We start from the raw sequence: 19,982 nt of genomic DNA, 5'->3' as shown, positions 1-19,982 counted from the left end.
AAGATGAAAAAAATTATACTATTTCTATTAATTTCAATTTCAACATTTGCGCAAACCAAAAACGAAAAAATTAAAATCATCCTAATGGGAACTTTTCATTATGGCGCAACAGGCGATAGGAATTCTACAAATTTTAAAGATTTATTTTCTAAAAAAAGACAAAATGAGTTGGAATTTATTATTTCAAAATTAAATGCATTTGGAGTAAAAAAAATATTTGTAGAAACTGATTTTCGTGATCAAAAAAAATCGGATAGTTTGTACAACGCCTATAAAAATGGGATGTTAAAAGATTCTGTTTTATTGAAACGTGAAGAAACTCAAGTAGCATTTAGATTGGGTAAAATTAATAATCTTCCAATTATAGCTTCAGATAACCGTCAGAATTTAGATTACAATCCAATTAATGAATACGAACAAAAACATAAAGAGGATAAGACCAATCCCGATTCGTTTTTTGAAATTCCATATCCGTTTACAGAGAAATTAAAAAAACTTTCAGAAACTCCTTTACCTGAATATTATATTCAACTTAATTCGCCTTATTCGCGCCAAGCCAATCAATACGACTATTTACATTATGCCATGGCGTATGGAGAAAAAGATGATTTTACTGGTGAGCAATTTACATTATCGTTTTATGACAGAAATTTGAAAATTTACAATAACATTCTAAGAAATATTGATTTGAAAAATGACAAAGTTGTTTTAGTTTTATTTGGTGCATCACATACTAACATAATGCGTCAATTTTTTGAAAACCATCCTTATTTTGAGATTGTTGAACTTGAAACTGTTTTTAAATAAAGATGATTTGTAACAACTGTAAAACACCATTTGAAAGAAATTTTTGTTCTAATTGTGGACAAAAATCAAGCGTTGGTGAACTAAAAATGCACGACTTATTTCATGAATTATGGCATTCAATTACACATACCGACAAAGGGATTTTAAAACTTATTAAAGATTTATTCGCACATCCCAAAAAAGTATATTTTGGCTATTTTTCTGGTAAGCGAAAAACCTATTTTAGTCCAGTAACTTTTTTCCTAATTACTGCAACTGTATTACTTTTAATAGGAAACAAAATTTATGATTATGAAGATTATGTGCGACTCGCCAATAATCCAAATGGTTATAATGAAATGGGACGCTATGTGTTTGATATGACTAAATTCAAAACACTAATTCTATTGCCATTTCATGTTTTAATTCTTTGGTCATTTTATCATAAAAGATTTAATTTGGCTAAAATAATTGTGTTCTTTTTATACTTTCATGGATTGATTTTTGTACTTCAAATTCTTGTTTCACCAATTTATTTTATTCTTATTTTACATAAAGATTTACTTGATAATATAGTTTCCATTATAACACTCATTGTTCTTTATTGGCATTTGAATTTAGTTTTTGGAATTAAAAATTATAAAACATATCTTATAAATTTTATAATTTTAAATATGTTTTACATCATAAATTATCTCGTAATATTTTATTTACTTTATGGCGGAGAACTTTTTGAGCAAACAAAAACCAATACTATTTTTGGATTTATAATTGAATTATACAAAATATAACTATGCATCACAACCTTTGCAAAAACTGCGAACACACACATGAAGGAAATTTTTGCTCGAGCTGCGGACAAAAAACCAATACTAAAACATTAGATTGGCACTATATTCTTGATGAGTTAAAATACACTTTTCTTCACATAAATGGCGGCTTGCTTTACACTAGCAAACAATTATTAACGCGTCCTGGTGATATGACAAGAGAATTTATTGAGGGTAAACGAGTAAAACATTACAAACCAATTTTACTGGTTTTTGTACTTGCCGGTATTTCTACATTATTATTACATTACAACGGCGATTTGCAAGTACTTGAAAAAATGAATTCTAAAAATAAAAGTGTCATTGACCCTAAAGATTTTGTTACGTTTTTTTCTAAATACAACACCTACATACAGCTAGCATCTATACCTATAATATCAATTTGTACTTGGCTTGCATTTAAAAAATGGGGTTATAACTACATAGAAAACACCATAATAAATTCGTTTTTAATTTCTCAATTATTAATTATTGGTATAATAACTTCTCCTATCAAATACTTTTTTGTAGGTAATGAATATTATATTTTAGTAAATACTTTACTAGGTTTTATAGCTTATGGATTTTCTATTTGGCTTTACTTACAACTTTACAAAGACAAAAATTTGGGAATTGTAATATTGAGATTGCTTTTATCAGTAACCGTATTTTTCTTAATACTAATGGTTGTAACTATCTTGGCAATAGTAATTGGGTTTTCTACAAGTTTAAAACATCATTAAATTGGGTTATATTCTATAGCTTTTAACTCCTTATCTAGCAAATGAACATATTGATAGTGCACTTTATCGTCTTTATCAAAAGCACCATTTTTATTAATATCTTCAATGGTTCTAAAATAAATACGGTTTTGAGATTCTATGATATTCCAATCAATTAATTCTTGAAGATCTACAGAAAGTTTAATGAATTTAGCTCCATTTATTTCACTTACATATAGATTTTTAATATCGCTACCGTCTAATTTTCCGTCACCATTAGAGTCCATATCTTCTAGAACGTAAACCAATAATTGTTTCTTAGTTTTGTCTGAAAAATTTTTTAAATAGGTAATTCTTTCAATCATAACTGGCTTATCTGTAAGAACTTTCAATGAATCGGAACCAACTTGTTGAAATTTTAAATTGCTTAAATATCCTGTAATTTCATATTCATTTGAATTAGAAATTACAAAACTTTGGTCTCTATCATAAGAGGTAGATTCGATTTTGCTTCCTCTATTTTCTGAAACACTCAAAGCACCAATGGGATGAATTAAAACCGAAGTTCCTACCATTTGAATAGGTAAATCTGCAACTACAATTTTACTTGTATCGCTACTAATTTGTGTTTTGGGCTTTTCAGACTTACCATATATTACTTTGGGCTTTTCTACTTCTTCTTTACAGCTTATTAAAAGTGCCATCAAAGAAAGAATACAATATTTTGAGAAATTTTTCATTTAAAATCGAATTTATTCATTTATCAAAGATATGATTTTTGATTGTATTTTCTGTTTCTATTAAATTTTAGTATCCTAAAAATATTAAGAATCAATATTCCTAGAAAAGCAAACAGAATAATTTTATATTGTTTTAATTGATTTATAAAAAGCTGACAATTTACTTTTCTTTCTTGTTCAGCCCAAAAAACTTTATTTGCTTTATAATAGCCACAAGTTCGCAATAAATGCAATCCTTTTTTATTTTTTACTTTTTTATTGCCCAAAACATACAAATCAGAATCAAGCTGATAATAAGTATTTGTTTTTTCAATGATTAGAATATCCACTATTTTAATAAAAACTTAATAATACATTTTTTTTCCAAAATGAACTTTTAATCCGTTTATAGAATCGTTGGACTTGTGCAATTTTCTTATTGCTAATTGAAATTTATCTATTTTAAATTTTTCATTTTCATTAGAAGAATTAAACTTATAGACCAAGTTATTTCGTAAAATAAGTTTAGGATTTTCTTTTATAATTTTATTAGAATACGCTTCATCAAATGCATAATTTATTGATTTATATTCTTTTAAATATCCGTTAGAAAATATAAACCAGTAACATACTATTGGTAAAACTACCATTGAAATCATTCCAGATACATAAAATATTTTTTTATGTTTTTCATGGAATTTCATTTACAATCTAGCACTCAATTTTATATTAAACACACGAGTTGTCATGTAGTTTGGAATTCCATATTGGCTTTTAGTATAAGCATCGCGCACCCAAGTATTGGTAATTGCATTTTGATTATTAAATAAATTAAAAATTTCCAATCCTAACGATAAATCTGTGAATTTTTTCAACCAATGTCCTTCTGGACGTTCATTATTTTTTTCTGTAAAAAGGTATGAGAATCCAACATCGGCACGACGATAATCTCTCAAGCGACTTTGATATTTATAAACATCTGCATACGATGGTGATCCGCCAGGCAATCCTGTATTGTAAGTCAAGTTTAAATACAATTTCACGTTAGGAATATTGGGCATATAATCTTGAAATAAGATACCAAATTTTAATCTTTGGTCTGTTGGTCTTGCAATGTAACCTTTGTCATTTTGATTTTCTTCGGTTTTTAAATACCCAAAACTAAACCACGATTCTGTTCCTGGTACAAATTCTCCATTTAACCTACAATCAAATCCATAAGTATAAGCAACTGCATCATTATTAGCACGATAACGAATTCTCACATTCTCTAAAGTGTACGTATTTACATCGCTCATTGATTTATAATACACTTCAGAAACGAGCTTAAAAGGTCTGTTCCACAACTTAAAATTATAATCATTACTAAGAACAAAATGTATAGATTTTTGGGCTTTTACATTAGGACGAACTGTTCCAAGTGAATCTCTTAACTCTCTATAAAATGGTGGTTGGTAATAAAACCCTGTAGAAAAACGAAAAATCATATCTTTATCCCAATCTGGTTTTATAGAAATTTGAGCTCTCGGACTAAAGACAGCTTGACTCTTGGCATTGGTAATTGCATCGCCAGTAACTATCCAGTTTTGTGCTCTAACGCCAGCATTGATCCAAACTTGATTTTCTCCCAAATTAGTTTTGGTACTGAATTGAGCATATCCTGAAAATCTATTTATACCTACATAATTGGTAGCTCTCACATTTTGATAAGGAACTAAAGGACCAACATAAGGATTGTAAGGTTGATCATTAACTGGTAAATCTAGAATTGGATTGTTGATAGAAAAACCAGCAGAATCAATTACTTCATATTCTACAATTCTATCTCGAATACTTTCATGAGTGTACTTTAAACCCCAATCTAATTGAAATTTCTTTTTAAAATTGTGATTTCCTTTTATTTCAGCATTTACAATAAGCGCGTCCAAATCGTTTCTTGCATGATTTAACTGCGATCCAATGGCACGATTAAATGTTACACCGCCAAAGGTTTCTGAACCTATATTAGAATCTACTTCGCCCAAATAATAAGCTGCATCTATATCATAATGTTCTTGTTCTTGTGTGTGGTATGCAGATGCAATGAACTTGTAAGTACTAGTTTCATTGGCAATATGAGTTGTTTTAATGGCTCCAAAATAAGTTTGATATTGGTCTTTTTCTTGTCCTTCATAGAAAACTTGAAGCGCAATTGGTTCGCTTAAAGTACCAAAATTAGTTTGTCTTGTTAGCGGTTGATAGCTGTATTTGTTTTGAGAAATATTACCAAGAAAACTCCATTGCCATTTATCTGAAGCATTAAAATTTATGGATGTTTGAACATCTGCAAATGAAGGTTTATAGTTGGACTGAGTTTCTTGACTGTTTACTAGTAATGAATTATTTCTGTAACGAATTCCTCCTATTGCACTCCATTTTTTATTTTTAGAAATACCTTCGGCAGAAACACTACCTCCAAGAAAACTTGCTTCTATTGATGCTCCAAACTTGGTTGGTTTTCTGTAAGTTATATCTAAAACGGATGACATTTTATCGCCATATTTAGCCTGAAAACCACCAGCAGAAAAATCAATATTCTGAATCATATCTGTGTTGGTAAAACTTAAACCTTCTTGTTGACCCGAACGAACCAAAAACGGACGATAAATTTCTATTTCGTTTACATACACTAAATTCTCATCATAATTTCCTCCGCGAACAGAATATTGTGAACTCAGTTCTGTATTGGAAGTAACTCCTTGTAACGTTTTAATAACACTTTCAATTCCGCCAGATAAATTAGGGTTTTTCCTAACCACTTCAGGGTCAATAGTTATAATCCCTACAACTCTTTTTTTATTGTTCGTCACTACAACTTCACTTAGTTGGTCTGCTTTATTGTTTATAATAGGATTGTATTCTACAACTTCATTGGGCTTTAATTGAAAAGTTTGGGTAATACTTTTTAGCGCAACGTGTGTATAAACCAAAACCACTTTTTTATTAGCAGGAATTTCAATTACATAAAATCCGTTGCTGTCTGTCACTGCAGATTTACTTTGATAACTTACATTTACAGCTTCTACAGGGTTTTTATTTTCGTCAAGAACAACACCTGTAACTTTGGCATTTTGAGCAAATGATACAATGGTAACTAGTAAAAAGAATAGATGTAATAATTTATTTTTTGCTTTCAAGAGATATTATTTTTTTTGACTTCTATTAAACTGCGTTTCAAAGATAGTAGAATTTCCAACATTATCAGTAACGATAACTTTCAATTTATTGGCTCCTTCTAGTAACAAACTATCATCAAATACATGAGTTAATCGTTTTAATTTAGATTCATATTCTAACAAAATCCATTTCCCATTTAGATATCCATCATAGGTTTTTATTCCAGAAAAATCATCAGATATAGTAATGTTAATACTTTTTTTAGACGTAATCCATTTACCTTCAATGCTTTTAGAAATATTAATTTTAGGAGCAATAGTATCTTTAGCTAAGGTAAACTGTCCTAATGTTTTTGTTTTACATGAAAACGTAGTTCCTGATAGTTTTGTTGTGATATAGCCTAATTTATTTCCGTTTAAAGTTGCAATAAACATTTTTTTCTTTTCTTCTTCAGACGATTTTGTATCTTCAAATTCTATTGTAAAATTGCTATGAACAGGAACAGTATCGTCATGTAGATAAAGTATTTTATTTTTAACGTCGAAATTCAGATAAAAATCTTCATAAAAAGTTGTGGCAGGAAAACTTACCGAAACATTTTCTTTTTCAAATATTGCATCCAATTTAGCCTTTACTAAATACTTTGTTATTTTAACATCATCATCTAAAAGAGCTGGTTTAGCAGAATAAATTATAGGAATATCAATAATTGTTTTATTGTTAAAAAAATCAGAGACTACAATTCGTTGTAAATCTATAAAATTGGGAACTACATTGGTAATTCCGTCATCAATGTTTTTATTTGCATTACTCCATTTATAAAATTGTTTCATAAAAAGTTTTTGAACTCTTTGATGCATTTTTTTGTAACGTGCATAGTCAATAAAATAATTAACATATCTAGCTTCGTCAAATACCATTTCGTTAAACTCATATCCAAAGAGAGTTTTACCGTTTGCAATAAGTTGAGTTTTATAAACACCATTAGGATTAAAAGAAACATTATCATTGTCTGTGCTACTAACACCAAACCCTATTTTACCACTAGCAAAAACTTTTTCTGACAGGTAGTTCCCATCTTGTTGCAAAGATAAATTAAGTATAACCGGTCTTTTAGACTCATTTACAATTGAATTATTGTCTATAGGATAAACCATAAGAGTAGAAACAATAGGACTTTTAGTATCTTTTAGCTCCAACCCCATTAATAAAGGATTAATTATTTTTTCGGTTTTATTATCGCGAAACTCAAAGTGTAAATGTGGACCTTCCGATCCGCCGGTGTTACCAGAAAGAGCAATAATATCTCCTTTTTTTATTGGAAGTTCATCGGGTTTAAAAAAAGCTTCAATTTCATAATTGGTATTGGCATATTGCAATTCAATTATTTTATCTTGAATTTTTCCAACTGCTTTTTGCAAATGTCCATATACAGTAGTATAACCGTTGGGATGTGTAATGTATATAGCTTTTCCATAACCAGCAGTAGAAATTTTTATTCTAGAAATATATCCATCGCATGCCGCATAGACGTTTAAACCTTCTTTTTGGTTGGTTTTAAAATCGAAACCTGCATGAAAATGATTGGGACGCAACTCACCAAAGTTACCCGATAATTGCATCGGAATATCTAATGGAAGTCTAAAATCATTACTTGGATATTGATTTTGGGCAACTATTGTAAGCGTTAAAAAAAGAAAAATAGGTAAGAATTTCATTATTAATTGGTTTTTGGCTAAAATATAAAAAAGTTTATAAGTATGAAAAATAAAATCATTTTCTTGTAGATAACTTACTATATTACATAATATTAGATAAAAAACAAAAAATAATTTCAATTTTTCATTAAAAATATTGCTTTAATAGATTAGGAATTATAAATTTGTAAGATTAAGTAATGAATAGTGACGAGTATGAGTGAAATTGCGGAAATAATTGATACTCTTGAGAATAAAATTCAAAAATTGTTTATGAAGGTAAGCAATTTAGAGCAAAAAAATCAAGCGTTGCAGGACGAATTAAAAATTTCTGTTAGTGCCACTCAGCATCATAATTTGGCTATTGAAACGCTAAAAAAGGATTATGAAACATTAAAAATGACCAATTCATTACTAGGCAGTGAAGATTATAAAAGAGATACGAAGCTAAAAATAAATTCATTAATTCGTGAAATTGATTATTGTATAGCGCAGCTAGCAGATTAAAAATATGGATGAAAAGCTTAAAATTAAAATATCAATTGCAGATAGAGTTTACCCTTTAACGGTAAACATGTCTCAGGAAGAATCTATGAGAAGTGCTTCCAAGAAAATTGAAGTTATGATTAAGCAATTTGAAGAAAATTATGCTGTTCGCGATAAACAAGATGTTTTAGCGATGTGTGCGCTACAATTTGCGTCACAACTAGAACAAAAAAATGTTACAAATGCTATTGATGGTTCAGAATCTATAGAACGATTAACGAAAATAAATAGCATGCTAGACGACTATCTCAATAAATAATAACAAAATACGTTCTTTAAAATAACTAAAATACTGCCTACATTAGTTCAATATTGGTAAACTCAACACTAACAAATTAAAATGAGTAAATCGTCGCTTCTATAGTAAGCCCATTCGGTTGGGAAACTTGAACAGCGAGTTAGCTCAAAACTTGTCCTTACGAGTTTATTCAAGCAATTAATGTAGGTTTTTTTTATATATAAATTTTTTACACAACCATGGACATAGTATCTATAATTATCGGAATAATAGTTGGAATAGCTGGCGGATTTGCCATTGCAAAAATGCTTGAAAAAAGCAATGTATCTAACCTTATTAAAAATGCAAAAAAAGAAGCCTCATCAATTCTAAAAGATGCAAATCTTGAGGGAGAAAACAATAAGAAAGACAAATTACTTCAGGCCAAAGAGAAGTTCTTAGAATTAAAATCGGAACACGAAAAAGAAATTTTAGCGAAAGATAAAAAGCTAGCCGAAGTAGAAAAAAGAATTAGAGACAAAGAATCTCAAGTTTCTAGCGAGTTGTCTAAAGCTAAGAAAGTAAACGACGATTTTGAAGCTAAAACAATAGAATATACCTCTAAAATTGAAGTGCTAGACAAAAAGCATCAAGAAGTTGAAAAAATGCACAAAAGTCAAGTAGAACAACTGGAAGTGATTTCTGGACTTTCTGCTGAAGATGCTAAAAATCAATTGGTAGAAAGCTTAAAAGCTGAGGCAAAGACCAAAGCAATGTCGCACATTCAAGATACTATTGAAGAAGCAAAACTTACTGCGCAACAAGAAGCGAAAAAAGTTATTATAAACACGATTCAACGTGTAGGAACTGAAGAAGCTGTAGAAAATTGCGTTTCTGTTTTTAACATAGAATCTGATGATGTAAAAGGAAGAATTATTGGTAGAGAAGGAAGAAATATTCGTGCTCTTGAAGCCGCAACTGGTGTAGAAATAATTGTTGACGATACTCCAGAAGCTATCATACTTTCTTGTTTTGATCCTGTAAGAAGAGAAATTGCAAGACTTGCATTGCATAAACTAGTAACCGACGGTAGAATTCACCCAGCAAGAATTGAAGAAGTTGTTGCTAAAACTACTAAACAAATTGATGACGAAATTATAGAAGTTGGTAAAAGAACCGTAATTGACTTAGGAATTCATGGTTTACATCCAGAATTGATTAAAGTTGTGGGAAGAATGAAGTACCGTTCCTCTTATGGTCAAAATCTTTTGCAACACTCACGCGAAGTAGCTAAACTTTGTGGTATTATGGCTGCTGAACTAGGCCTGAATGTAAAACTTGCCAAACGTGCTGGTTTACTTCACGATATTGGTAAAGTACCAGATGCCGAAAGTGATTTACCTCACGCACTTTTAGGAATGCAATGGGCCGAAAAATATGGAGAAAAAGAAGAAGTATGCAACGCTATTGGTGCCCATCACGATGAGATTGAAATGAAATATTTAATTTCTCCAATTATTCAAGTTTGTGATGCTATTTCTGGAGCTAGACCTGGTGCACGTCGCCAAGTATTAGATTCATACATTCAGCGTTTAAAGGACTTAGAAGAAATAGCTTTTGGATTTAATGGTGTAAAAAATGCCTATGCAATTCAGGCTGGTCGTGAACTTCGCGTTATTGTAGAAAGCGAAAAAGTAAGTGATGATATGGCATCTAATTTATCGTTTGAGATATCACAAAAAATTCAAACAGAAATGACATATCCAGGTCAAGTAAAAATAACTGTAATTAGAGAAACTAGAGCTGTAAACATAGCAAAATAATTTCTTTAAAGGATATAAAAAAAGGTACACAAAATAAATGTGTACCTTTTTTTTTATCTAAATATAGTGTCAAAATCTTCTTGTGTCATTGGCTTGTAATAATATTCCTTTACTTCATCTTGATAGAGTTTAGACTTATTAAGATCGGAAATATCATTGGAAGAACTTACTAAATATACAGTTATTTCTTTAGTTAGATTTTGTTTTAATTTTCTAAATTCTTCTAAAAATTGCCAACCATCATAAACTGGCATGTTGATGTCTAAAAGAATTAAATCTGGAACATTATCTGTTTCAACTTTGTTTTTTAAATCGTCAATTGCTTCTAATCCATTAAAAAAATAACTTGTTTTAACATCTAAATTACATTTTGAAAATAACTTTTTTATAATAAAATGATAGACTAAATCATCATCAACAACAAAAATAGTATTAAATTTCTTCATTAAAATTTATTTTAAAAGTGGTTCCTACATTTACTTTACTCTCTACTTCTATTGATCCTCCCATAGATTCTATTTGGTTTTTAGTTATAAACAAACCAATTCCTCTAGCATTATCGTTTTTATGAAACGTCTTGTACATTCCAAATAATTTTTCGCCATGTTTTTCTAAGTTTATTCCCAAACCGTTGTCTTTAATTAACAAAACTACTTTTCCGTTTTCTCTAAATGAGGTATAGCTAATCTCTGGATTTCGCTCTGGATGTGAATATTTTATTGCATTGGTTGTAAAGTTTAAAAATAGACTTTCTAGATAGGCAGGATTAAACTTTATTGTATCTTTTTCACCAATCTTATTAACAATTGTAACCTTGTTGTCTTTTACTTCTTTACTTAAAACCTCAAGAGTTTGCTTTAGATAAACATTAAGATTGAGATGCTCTTTTTTATGAATAATTGTGCTATGAATATCTACTAATTCTTTTAGGTGATCAATAGTTTCTGATAGTGCATTGGAAGTAGTTTTTAAATAAGTTATACACTCTTCACGACTAATTAAATCATCTGTTTCGTCAAATATATTGAGAAGCATTTTAAAATTTCCTGTATGTGACCTTAGGTTATGAGAAACTATATGAGCAAAATTTAACAATCTATTATTTTGTTCAATTATAATATCTAAGTTTCCTAACAACTCAATTTCTTTTTCTTTGTTGGAAGAAACATCACTGTGTGTCCCTATAATTCTGATTGAATTTCCGTTTAAGTCTCTTTCTATAACTTTGCCAATGCTTAATATCCACTTATACGAACCATCACTTGCCAATACACGTTTGGTATTTTCAAAATAGGGTGTTCTATTTTCTTTGTGCGATTCTATATTTTGGAGGTAATCTACTAAATCATCTGGATGAATTCTTTCATCCCATTGCCAATTATCTGTTATATCATCCAACTCATTTAAGTGCAATATTTCTAGCGATTCTTTAGAAAAAAACACTTTACCGGTTTTTAAATTATAATCCCAAATTCCTTTTTTGGATGCTTCAAGAGCAAATTGATACCGAGTTTGAGATTCTTGTAATTTAAGTGATTTGTGCTTACTGCTAGTTATGTTCTTTAAGTTACAATAAAAAATTGTACTGTTTAAAGAATCAACCTCAACATTGGCATTCACAGAAAACCATTGAACAGCATTATTGAGTAAAATTACGCGAAATTCATGATTCCAATTTTGGTTGTTTTTTTTGGAAGTAAATAACGATTTAAAGAAATCTTCCCTATCGTCTGGATGAATTTTTTTATTGATAATATCAATTGGTTTTTCTTTCAATTCCAATTGATTTATTTCAAAAAGTGAAATTACATTTTTGTTTATAAAGGAAAAACAGAAATCATTATTGGAAGAAATTGTTAACTGAAATATTAAATTGGGTACTTTATTTAATAAATTCTTGTAAAAGCTAACTTTCTCCTCTAATAAATTTTCATTAGAAGCAAAACTTGTTTTCATAAATATATAATAGGTTTGGGGCCATTATTCGTTATTTCTTGACCATAAAACAATCCAGCTATAACGGAAACAAATATACTATAAAAACCGATTAAATACATTTTTATTCGATAAAATACATTTTTAATTAAAATAAAAGCACTTTTAGAATCAATATGTTACGATTATTGTAAAAAAAATATCACATTAAAACAACCTTAAAATTACATTAAAATCACTTTTTAAAAAATATTTTAAAAGTTGAACCTTCATTAATAACACTATCAACTTCTATTTTACCTCCCATAATTTCTATTTGATTCTTAGTAATATAAAGTCCAATACCTGTAGAATCTTTATGATAATGAAAGGTTTTATAAAGCCCAAAAAGTTGTTCTTTATGTTTATCAAGGTCAATTCCTAGTCCGTTATCGGTAACATGTAAAACATCATATTCTTGTGTAGCTTCAATAGAATAAGTAATAACCAAATCTCTCTTGGGATGTGAATACTTAATTGCATTTGTAGTTAAATTAAGTAATATACTTTCTAGATAGGCCGCATTAAATTGCACTAGAAAATCAGTTGGCACTAGATTATTGATTCTGGCCTTTTTCCAATGGATATCTTCAACTAAAACATTAAAAATTTTATTTAAATATTCTTTTAGGTTGTGACTTTCTTTTTCTAAACCTTCGTTATTTTGTATTTTAACAAGATCTACAAGATTATCGATAGAACCAGACAACTCGTCGGAAACCATTTTTACATAAGAAATAAACTCATGATTTTCAAACAATCCCTCATTGTTTAATTGCACCAATGAGCTAAGATTTCCTGTATGGTTTCTTAGATTATGAGATACAATGTGGGCAAAATTGAGCAATCTATTTTTTTGGCTGTTTACCAAATCTAAAGTATCCATTAAATTTTGTTCTCTTTCTTTTTGGGATGAGATATCGGTATGAGTTCCAACAATTCTTAGAGGTTTTCCGTTATTATCTCTACTAATTACTTTACCTCTATCAAGAATCCATTTGTATTTTCCATTACAAAGAATACGATGAAAGGTTTCATAATGTGGTGTTTTTTGTTCAAAATGCTTGTTTATATTATCAAAATACATTTCTCTATCATCTGGATGCACGCGCTCGTCCCACTCTTGTGGAGTAGAAATTAATGATTTTATACCATCAAGCTCGAGGATTTTTAAAGATTCAGGCGAGTAGTTCACTTCATTAGTGACTAAATTCCAATCCCATACACCAACACCCGAAGCTGTATTGGCAAATTTATTTCTTTCTTCAGTTATAGCATGTTCTTCTTCTTCAAGCTTTTGTATTGTAATATCAGATTTAATACCATAAAAAAGTACTTTTCCGCCAGGTCTCTTTTCTGTACAAGCAGATACTTTAATCCATCTAATACCTTTAACAGGCAACAGTACTCTATAGTCTATTTCCCATCTATTTAACGAAGTAAATGATTTATAAATAGAACTCTTAAACATCATTAAATCATCCTTATAAACTCTATCTTCAAGAACTTTTATAGGATTTTCTTGAAATTCTTCTGCTGAAAGCTCGTAAAAATCATACAACGAACCACCAAGATAATCAAAGACAATAGAAAAATCATCTGAAACAGTAAATTGAAAAAACAAATCGGGTAATTGAGCAATTATTTTTTTTATATAAACATTCTCAATTTTTTCGGAAACTGCTGCATCTATCTTCATATTAAAATCATTTATACATGTAAATACAAATAAAACGAATAAGATGAGTTTGAAATAATTAATTGCGTAGAATAATATCTACATCGCAAAAATTCAACTTATGCTTGGACATGAATCTATAACAACTACAGAAATTTATGTGCATCTAGACCGAAGCCATTTAAAGCAAATAATGAATGATTTTCATCCTAGAAAATAAACTTTAGTTGTATAAAAGTTAAATTTTTGCGATGTAGATATTATAGATTCATGTCCAAGCATAAGTTGAATTGATTTTAAATTGGCACCATTTTCTAGTAAATGTGTGGCAAAAGAATGACGAAATGTGTGCGGACTAATTACTTTGTTAAGTTCAATTTTTATGGCCAACTCTTTAATGATTGTAAAAATCATGGCACGTGTAAGTTTTTTCCCTCTTCTATTGAGATACAAAGTATCTTCATGTCCTTTATTAATGGGAAGTTTACTTCTATTAATTCTATAAAGATTAATGTAATTTTTAGTCACATCGCTAATAGGAACAAACCGTTGTTTATTTCCTTTTCCTGTAATTTTAATAAATCCTTCGTCAAAAAATAAATCGGAAATTTTAAGCTCTACCAACTCTGAAACGCGCAAACCACAACCATACAAAGTTTCAAGAATAGAGCGATTTCTTTCACCTTCGGCCTTAGACAAATCTATGGCATTAATAATAGCGTCTATATCTTGCACAGACAAAGTATCGGGTAATTTTCTACCTAGTCTTGGTGCGTCAATCAATTCCATTGGAGAATTATTTCTATAATCTTCAAATATCAAATAAGAAAAAAAGCTTTTAAGTCCAGAAATTATTCTTGCTTGAGATCGTGCATTGACCTCTTTAGAAACTGAATAAATAAATTGCTGAATAACCTCTTCTGTTATTGAAATTGGTGAAACATCAATAGCATTAGATTCAAGAAAAAGAAAGAGCCTTTCTATATCAAATGTATAATTATCTATGGTATTTTTAGACAATCCACGTTCAATTTTTAGATACGATTGATAACTTTTTATAAACGTTTTCCAATTCATTTTTCAAATGTAGTAGAATTATAGATACAAAAAAACCTTCCAACGAATTGGAAGGTTTTAAACTATTTAAATCTAAAATGTTTAGATTAGAATTTGTAGTTAACTCCGAAAGATACAGCAGACCAATCAGCAGCTAAACCAAAAGAAGTTCTGTTTTCTGCACCTGTAGTATCATATTTAGAAGAACCATAAGATAATGCAGCAATTTTAGTTTCAATTGAGAAATTGCTTGATACGAAGTAGTTCAAACCCGGAGCAAAAGCTACAGTGAAAGAATTATCTTTAAAGCTTGATGCACCATTTGGAGAATACTTTTTAGAAGCATAATCAAATCCTAATTGAGTAAAAACTGAAAATTTAGAAGATGGAGTAAAGTAGTATCTACCGTTTAATCCAGCACCAACAGTACTAGTTTTGTCTTTTCCAGAAATTGGAGTAGCTTCAACACTTCCACCACCAAAGTTTAAACCTAATCCTAAAGAGATATTCTCTGTTACGAAATAGTTAACTGTTGGTTTAAAATTGAAATCACTAGATTTGTAATCTCCATTGTTATCATATTTGTTAGAACTGAAACCTACTGATCCAGTTACAAATACGTCTCCTTCAGAAAAACCTTCTGATGATTTTTCTTTTTTGTCTTGTGCGTTAGCAAAGCTTAAAGCAAATACTGCTACTGCGGTTAAAATGATTTTTTTCATTGTTTTATTTTGTTTAAAATTAATGAGGCAAAGTTAATCTCATTATTATTTTTATTTTCTTAAAATTGAATTGGAGTTATTAACAATTTTACAAATCACAACCTGCATTAATGCTATTGAATATCAGATAAATAAAATACAAATTGTTGATAACTACGAGAAAACACTACTTTCAATATGTTAAAATTTGCCTCTATCAATAGTAAAATTCTTCCCAAAACAACACTTTTGTATGAATTATCATTAAAAAAGGATTTAAATTAAATGCATATTAACTTAAAAAAAAGTAATTTTATAGATTAGTTTCAGTTTTAAAATAAAAACAAGCCAAATGAAAATCATCATTATCAACGGACCAAACCTAAACTTATTAGGAAAACGTGAACCCGAAGTTTACGGTACAACAACATTTGAAGAATACTTTAAGGACTTGCAAGACAATTATAAATCGATTGAACTATCTTATTACCAAAGCAATATAGAAGGCGAATTGATTGATAAAATTCAAGAAGTTGGTTTTTCTCATCACGCAATTATACTTAATGCAGCTGCATACACACACACCTCTATTGGTATTGCAGATGCCATAAAAGCAATTACAACTCCAGTTATTGAAGTGCATATTTCTAACACGTTTTCTAGAGAATCTTTTCGTCATCAATCCTATATTTCTCCCAATGTACAAGGAATTATTATAGGATTTGGCATGAAAAGTTATGAGCTTGCTTTGCAGTCCTTTTTATAATTTATTCAAATTAAAAAAAACCATACAACCATTTACATCATAAATACGTCTTATTATAAACTCCATTCAAATGAAAAAAATTACACCACTATTATTTTTATTATTTTCAATTGCAACTTTTGCGCAAGTTAAAGGAACAGTAACAGACTCTAAAGGAAAAGCAATTGCATTTGCAAATATCTATGCAAAAGATACTTACATAAGCACAACGTCTAACGAGCAAGGAAAATATGAATTAAATTTAAAAATTCCGGGAACTTATGTAATTCTTTACCAATATCTTGGATATAAAACAGATAAAAAAATAGTAGAAATAGATAAAGTAGCACAAACGGTTGATGCTATTTTAATTGAAGAAGAGATTATTTTAAATGAAGTAGTAATTAACAAAAAAGTCAATCCTGCCATTGAAATTATAAAAAATGCAATTGCCAGCAGAAAAGAAAATGCCAAACAAGCAGCACAATATAATGCAGACTTCTACTCAAGAGGAATTTTTAGGGTTAAGAATTTACCTAAAACAATAATGGGTCAAAAATTAGATTTCTTTGACGATGTTATAGATTCTACAAGAAGTGGTATTTTATATCTTTCGGAAACGGTTTCTAAAATTACTTTTCAAAAACCTGATAAACTGAAAGAGGTAATTGTTGCATCTAAAGTAAGTGGTAACGATAACGGATTTAGTTTTAACAATGCTGCACAAGCCAATTTTGATTTTTATGAAAACTACTTAGACTTTGACGTGAAAGTTGTTTCACCAATTGCCGACAATGCCTTTAACTATTACAACTACAAATTTGACGGATCATTTGCAGATGAAAACAATAAAATAATCAATAAAATTAAAGTTACACCCAAGCGCTCTTCTGAGCCAGCAATGGACGGTTATATTTATATTGTTGATGATTCGTGGGCAATTTATGCTGTCGATTTATCTATTAACGGTAGTCAAATGCAAAATCCTGCATTGAATAAATTAACATTAACTCAAAATTATAGCTTTAATAACAAGAATAAAATTTGGGCAAAAAACACACAAACAATTGAATTTGAAGCAGGAATGTTGGGGATAAACATAAACGGAAAATTTACATATGTATATTCTAATTTTGAATTTCCAGAAAAGTTTGAAAAGAAAACATTTACAGCCGAAGTATTAAAATTTGAAGAAAACGCCAATAAAAAAGAAGATAGTTTCTGGAATACAATTCGTCCGGTTCCATTAACGGTTGAAGAAAGTACCGATTATCTTAAAAAAGATGCGCTTCAAACAAAGAAAAAATCAGAAAAATATTTAGATTCAATTGATGGAAAACACAATAAATTTAAAATTTCCGATGTACTAATGGGCTATTCTTATAGAAATTCTTTCAAAAAATGGTCTATAAATTATGATGGTCCGTTATTATCAACATCATTCAATACTGTTCAAGGTTGGAAAACCAAAGCCGGATTGTCTTATTTTAAAAGAGATGAAGATAAACGAACTTATTCTAGAATAGGAACACAATTCGACTACGGATTTTCGGAAAAAAAATTGCGTGCAACAGCAAATTATTACAGAAAATTTAATAATACCAACAATGCTTCATTGTATATCATTGGAGGAAGTAGCATCAATCAATTTAATGCTAGTAATCCAATATCTGGTTTGGTAAATTCGGTAAGCAGTTTGTTGTTTAAAAACAATTTTATGAAATTGTACGAAAAAAACTTTGTTTCTGCCAATTTTGGTCGAGAAATCATCAATGGATTGAACCTTAACGTTAATGCTGAATATTCTGAAAGAAAACCATTGAGGAATACCACAGACCATAGTATAACTAAAACCGATGATGTTTATTCGTCCAATAATCCCATATTACCTTTAGATAATGTAACTCCGGCATTTGAAAAACACAATTTAATTAAAACTAATGTTTTAGCTAGAATAAAATTTGGACAACAATATTGGACACGTCCAGACGGAAAATATACCATAGGAAATGATAAATACCCAACAATTTCTATTGGATATGAAAAGGCTTTTTCTGCAACCAATAAAAAATATGAATACGATTTATTATCAACTAGAATAACTCAAGATTTTTCTATAGGAAATAAAGGAGCAATGAAAATCAATTTTAAAGCAGGAAAATTCTTCAATGCAGACACTATTTCTTTTGTAGATTACAAACATTTTAACGGAAATCAAACCCACTTAACTGGAGGTGATGGTTACACAAATCTTTTTAACAACCTACCTTATTATTCAGCAAGTACCAATGATAGCTATCTAGAATTTCATGTTGAGCATAACGATAAAGGATATTTAATGAATAAAATCCCATTGTTAAATAAACTTCAATCGCAATTAATTTTAGGATTTCACAATTTAGCCGTTCCAGGAAGGAATCCTTATCAAGAATTTTCCATTGGATTAGACAACTTGGGTTACGGAAAAGTACGTATTTTAAGAGTCGATTACATCCGTTCTTATCAAAATGGGTTTCATGGTGATACCATAATTTTCGGACTAAAAATATTGAATATCGTTGAGTAAAATCATGAAAAAACTATTATTTTTTTTACTTTTCTTTATTTCCATCGTTAACAGTTTTAGCCAAATTAATGCTGTTAAAACAACCAAAAGTCTTGATTCCTTATATCAATCATCGCAATTTCCTGGATTTGCAGTTGCGATGGTTGATGAAAAAGGAATTAAATACATAAATACTTTTGGTTATTCTGATATAAAAAATAAAATAAGATATAATACAACCTCTGTTCAAAATATTGCTTCAATAAGTAAAACATTTATTGGAGTTGCAATTATGAAATGTGTAGACTTGGGCTATTTTAATTTAGAAACCAATATCAACACCATTTTACCGTTTAGTGTAATTAATCCAAATTTTAAAACAGATACCATAAAGATTAAGCACTTAGTAACCCATACATCTGGAATAATTGACAATGAAGAAGTATATTCTAAGTCGTTTTATACAAACAAATATTCTGATAAAGAAAGTCAGTTATACAAACGTTTTATAAAGTTAGCTACAATTTCAGGAAGAGATGATAAAGTGCTGTCTGTATTTTTAAATAATTATTTTACAGAAAATGGAAGTTATTATAAAACCACTAATTTTAGTCCAAGACCGTTAGGTACAGAATACAATTACTCTAATATCGCCTCGGCATTGGCAGCATATCTTGTAGAGATTAAAAGTGGAATGTCGTTTGATTTATTCTGTAAAAAATACATTTTTGAACCTTTAAAAATGACTACAACTTCATTTACTTTTACCGATGAAATTGCCCAAAAACATGTAAAAATTTACAATTAT

The 19,982-nt window shown here is 29.3% G+C and carries 18 protein-coding genes and 1 pseudogene; 10 read left to right on the top strand and 9 right to left on the bottom strand.

Annotated elements, in window-relative coordinates; translation table 11 throughout:
- Nucleotides 1-3: 3 nt before the first annotated feature.
- The 3 genes from ACH2CG_RS09595 to ACH2CG_RS09585 all read left to right on the top strand — a co-directional run bounded on the left by ACH2CG_RS09595 (nt 4) and on the right by ACH2CG_RS09585 (nt 2,338).
- The gene (locus ACH2CG_RS09595; RefSeq protein ID WP_395064579.1) at nt 4-807 is read left to right on the top strand and encodes a DUF5694 domain-containing protein; all 804 of its coding nucleotides are present in this window, start codon (nt 4-6) and stop codon (nt 805-807) included.
- Between the two features lie 86 nt (nt 808-893).
- Nucleotides 894-1,577: a DUF3667 domain-containing protein gene (locus ACH2CG_RS09590; protein ID WP_395064577.1), complete on the top strand. Its 684-nt coding sequence runs from the start codon at nt 894-896 to the stop codon at nt 1,575-1,577.
- Nucleotides 1,578-1,579: 2 nt separating this feature from the next.
- Nucleotides 1,580-2,338, top strand: a complete 759-nt coding sequence (locus ACH2CG_RS09585) for a DUF3667 domain-containing protein (RefSeq protein WP_395064575.1) — start codon at nt 1,580-1,582, stop codon at nt 2,336-2,338.
- Here ACH2CG_RS09585 and ACH2CG_RS09580 read toward each other — a convergent pair.
- From ACH2CG_RS09580 to ACH2CG_RS09565, 4 genes are all read right to left on the bottom strand, one after another.
- On the bottom strand, nt 2,335-3,057 hold the full coding sequence (locus ACH2CG_RS09580; protein ID WP_395064573.1) for a hypothetical protein: 723 nt from the start codon (nt 3,055-3,057) through the stop codon (nt 2,335-2,337). The two genes, ACH2CG_RS09585 and ACH2CG_RS09580, sit on opposite strands and share 4 nt — an antisense overlap.
- A 344-nt stretch (nt 3,058-3,401) precedes the next feature.
- Nucleotides 3,402-3,740 carry a hypothetical protein gene (locus ACH2CG_RS09575; protein WP_395064571.1) on the bottom strand — a complete coding sequence of 113 codons (339 nt, stop codon included), beginning with the start codon at nt 3,738-3,740 and terminating at the stop codon, nt 3,402-3,404.
- On the bottom strand, nt 3,741-6,212 hold the full coding sequence (locus tag ACH2CG_RS09570) for a carboxypeptidase-like regulatory domain-containing protein (RefSeq protein ID WP_395064569.1): 2,472 nt from the start codon (nt 6,210-6,212) through the stop codon (nt 3,741-3,743).
- 6 nt (nt 6,213-6,218) lie between these two features.
- A complete protein-coding gene (locus ACH2CG_RS09565) occupies nt 6,219-7,910 on the bottom strand; it encodes a M23 family metallopeptidase (protein ID WP_395064567.1) in 1,692 nt (563 codons plus the stop codon).
- Nucleotides 7,911-8,105: 195 nt separating this feature from the next.
- On the opposite strand from ACH2CG_RS09565, the gene ACH2CG_RS09560 reads away from it, so the two are divergent.
- The 3 genes from ACH2CG_RS09560 to rny all read left to right on the top strand — a co-directional run bounded on the left by ACH2CG_RS09560 (nt 8,106) and on the right by rny (nt 10,475).
- Nucleotides 8,106-8,396: a hypothetical protein gene (locus ACH2CG_RS09560; protein ID WP_395064565.1), complete on the top strand. Its 291-nt coding sequence runs from the start codon at nt 8,106-8,108 to the stop codon at nt 8,394-8,396.
- A gap of 4 nt (nt 8,397-8,400) precedes the next feature.
- Complete coding sequence (locus ACH2CG_RS09555; RefSeq protein ID WP_395064563.1) at nt 8,401-8,694, top strand: cell division protein ZapA; 294 nt, start codon at nt 8,401-8,403, stop codon at nt 8,692-8,694.
- A 218-nt stretch (nt 8,695-8,912) separates the two neighbouring features.
- The gene (gene rny / locus ACH2CG_RS09550; protein ID WP_395064561.1) at nt 8,913-10,475 is read left to right on the top strand and encodes a ribonuclease Y; all 1,563 of its coding nucleotides are present in this window, start codon (nt 8,913-8,915) and stop codon (nt 10,473-10,475) included.
- Between the two features lie 53 nt (nt 10,476-10,528).
- On the opposite strand, the gene ACH2CG_RS09545 is transcribed toward rny, so the two are convergent.
- The 3 genes from ACH2CG_RS09545 to ACH2CG_RS09535 form a co-directional block, all read right to left on the bottom strand.
- Nucleotides 10,529-10,921 carry a response regulator gene (locus ACH2CG_RS09545; RefSeq protein ID WP_395064559.1) on the bottom strand — a complete coding sequence of 131 codons (393 nt, stop codon included), beginning with the start codon at nt 10,919-10,921 and terminating at the stop codon, nt 10,529-10,531.
- Nucleotides 10,908-12,431, bottom strand: a complete 1,524-nt coding sequence (locus ACH2CG_RS09540) for a PAS domain-containing protein (protein WP_395064557.1) — start codon at nt 12,429-12,431, stop codon at nt 10,908-10,910. The genes ACH2CG_RS09545 and ACH2CG_RS09540 overlap by 14 nt, the downstream gene beginning before the upstream one ends.
- A gap of 214 nt (nt 12,432-12,645) precedes the next feature.
- Complete coding sequence (locus tag ACH2CG_RS09535) at nt 12,646-14,148, bottom strand: PAS domain-containing protein (RefSeq protein ID WP_395064555.1); 1,503 nt, start codon at nt 14,146-14,148, stop codon at nt 12,646-12,648.
- An 88-nt stretch (nt 14,149-14,236) separates the two neighbouring features.
- Here ACH2CG_RS09535 and ACH2CG_RS09530 point away from each other — a divergent pair.
- Nucleotides 14,237-14,347: pseudogene (locus tag ACH2CG_RS09530) on the top strand (tyrosine recombinase XerD); the annotation flags it as partial.
- Here ACH2CG_RS09530 and ACH2CG_RS09525 read toward each other — a convergent pair.
- On the bottom strand, nt 14,332-15,204 hold the full coding sequence (locus ACH2CG_RS09525; RefSeq protein WP_395064553.1) for a tyrosine-type recombinase/integrase: 873 nt from the start codon (nt 15,202-15,204) through the stop codon (nt 14,332-14,334). The pseudogene ACH2CG_RS09530 and the gene ACH2CG_RS09525 sit on opposite strands and share 16 nt — an antisense overlap.
- An 86-nt stretch (nt 15,205-15,290) precedes the next feature.
- On the bottom strand, nt 15,291-15,905 hold the full coding sequence (locus ACH2CG_RS09520) for an outer membrane beta-barrel protein (RefSeq protein WP_395064551.1): 615 nt from the start codon (nt 15,903-15,905) through the stop codon (nt 15,291-15,293).
- 331 nt (nt 15,906-16,236) lie between these two features.
- Between ACH2CG_RS09520 and aroQ the strand changes: the two genes are divergently transcribed.
- The 3 genes from aroQ to ACH2CG_RS09505 form a co-directional block, all read left to right on the top strand.
- Complete coding sequence (aroQ, locus tag ACH2CG_RS09515) at nt 16,237-16,650, top strand: type II 3-dehydroquinate dehydratase (RefSeq protein ID WP_395064549.1); 414 nt, start codon at nt 16,237-16,239, stop codon at nt 16,648-16,650.
- Nucleotides 16,651-16,720: 70 nt separating this feature from the next.
- Nucleotides 16,721-19,195 carry a DUF5686 and carboxypeptidase regulatory-like domain-containing protein gene (locus ACH2CG_RS09510; protein ID WP_395064547.1) on the top strand — a complete coding sequence of 825 codons (2,475 nt, stop codon included), beginning with the start codon at nt 16,721-16,723 and terminating at the stop codon, nt 19,193-19,195.
- Between the two features lie 4 nt (nt 19,196-19,199).
- On the top strand, nt 19,200-19,982 hold a 783-nt coding region (locus ACH2CG_RS09505), incomplete at its 3' end, for a serine hydrolase domain-containing protein (protein ID WP_395064545.1).

It is taken from the genome of Flavobacterium sp., assembly GCF_043778725.1.
GTDB lineage: Bacteria > Bacteroidota > Bacteroidia > Flavobacteriales > Flavobacteriaceae > Flavobacterium.
The sequence above is the reverse complement of the archived record's forward strand: the minus strand, read 5'-3'. Positions and strand labels throughout refer to the sequence as shown.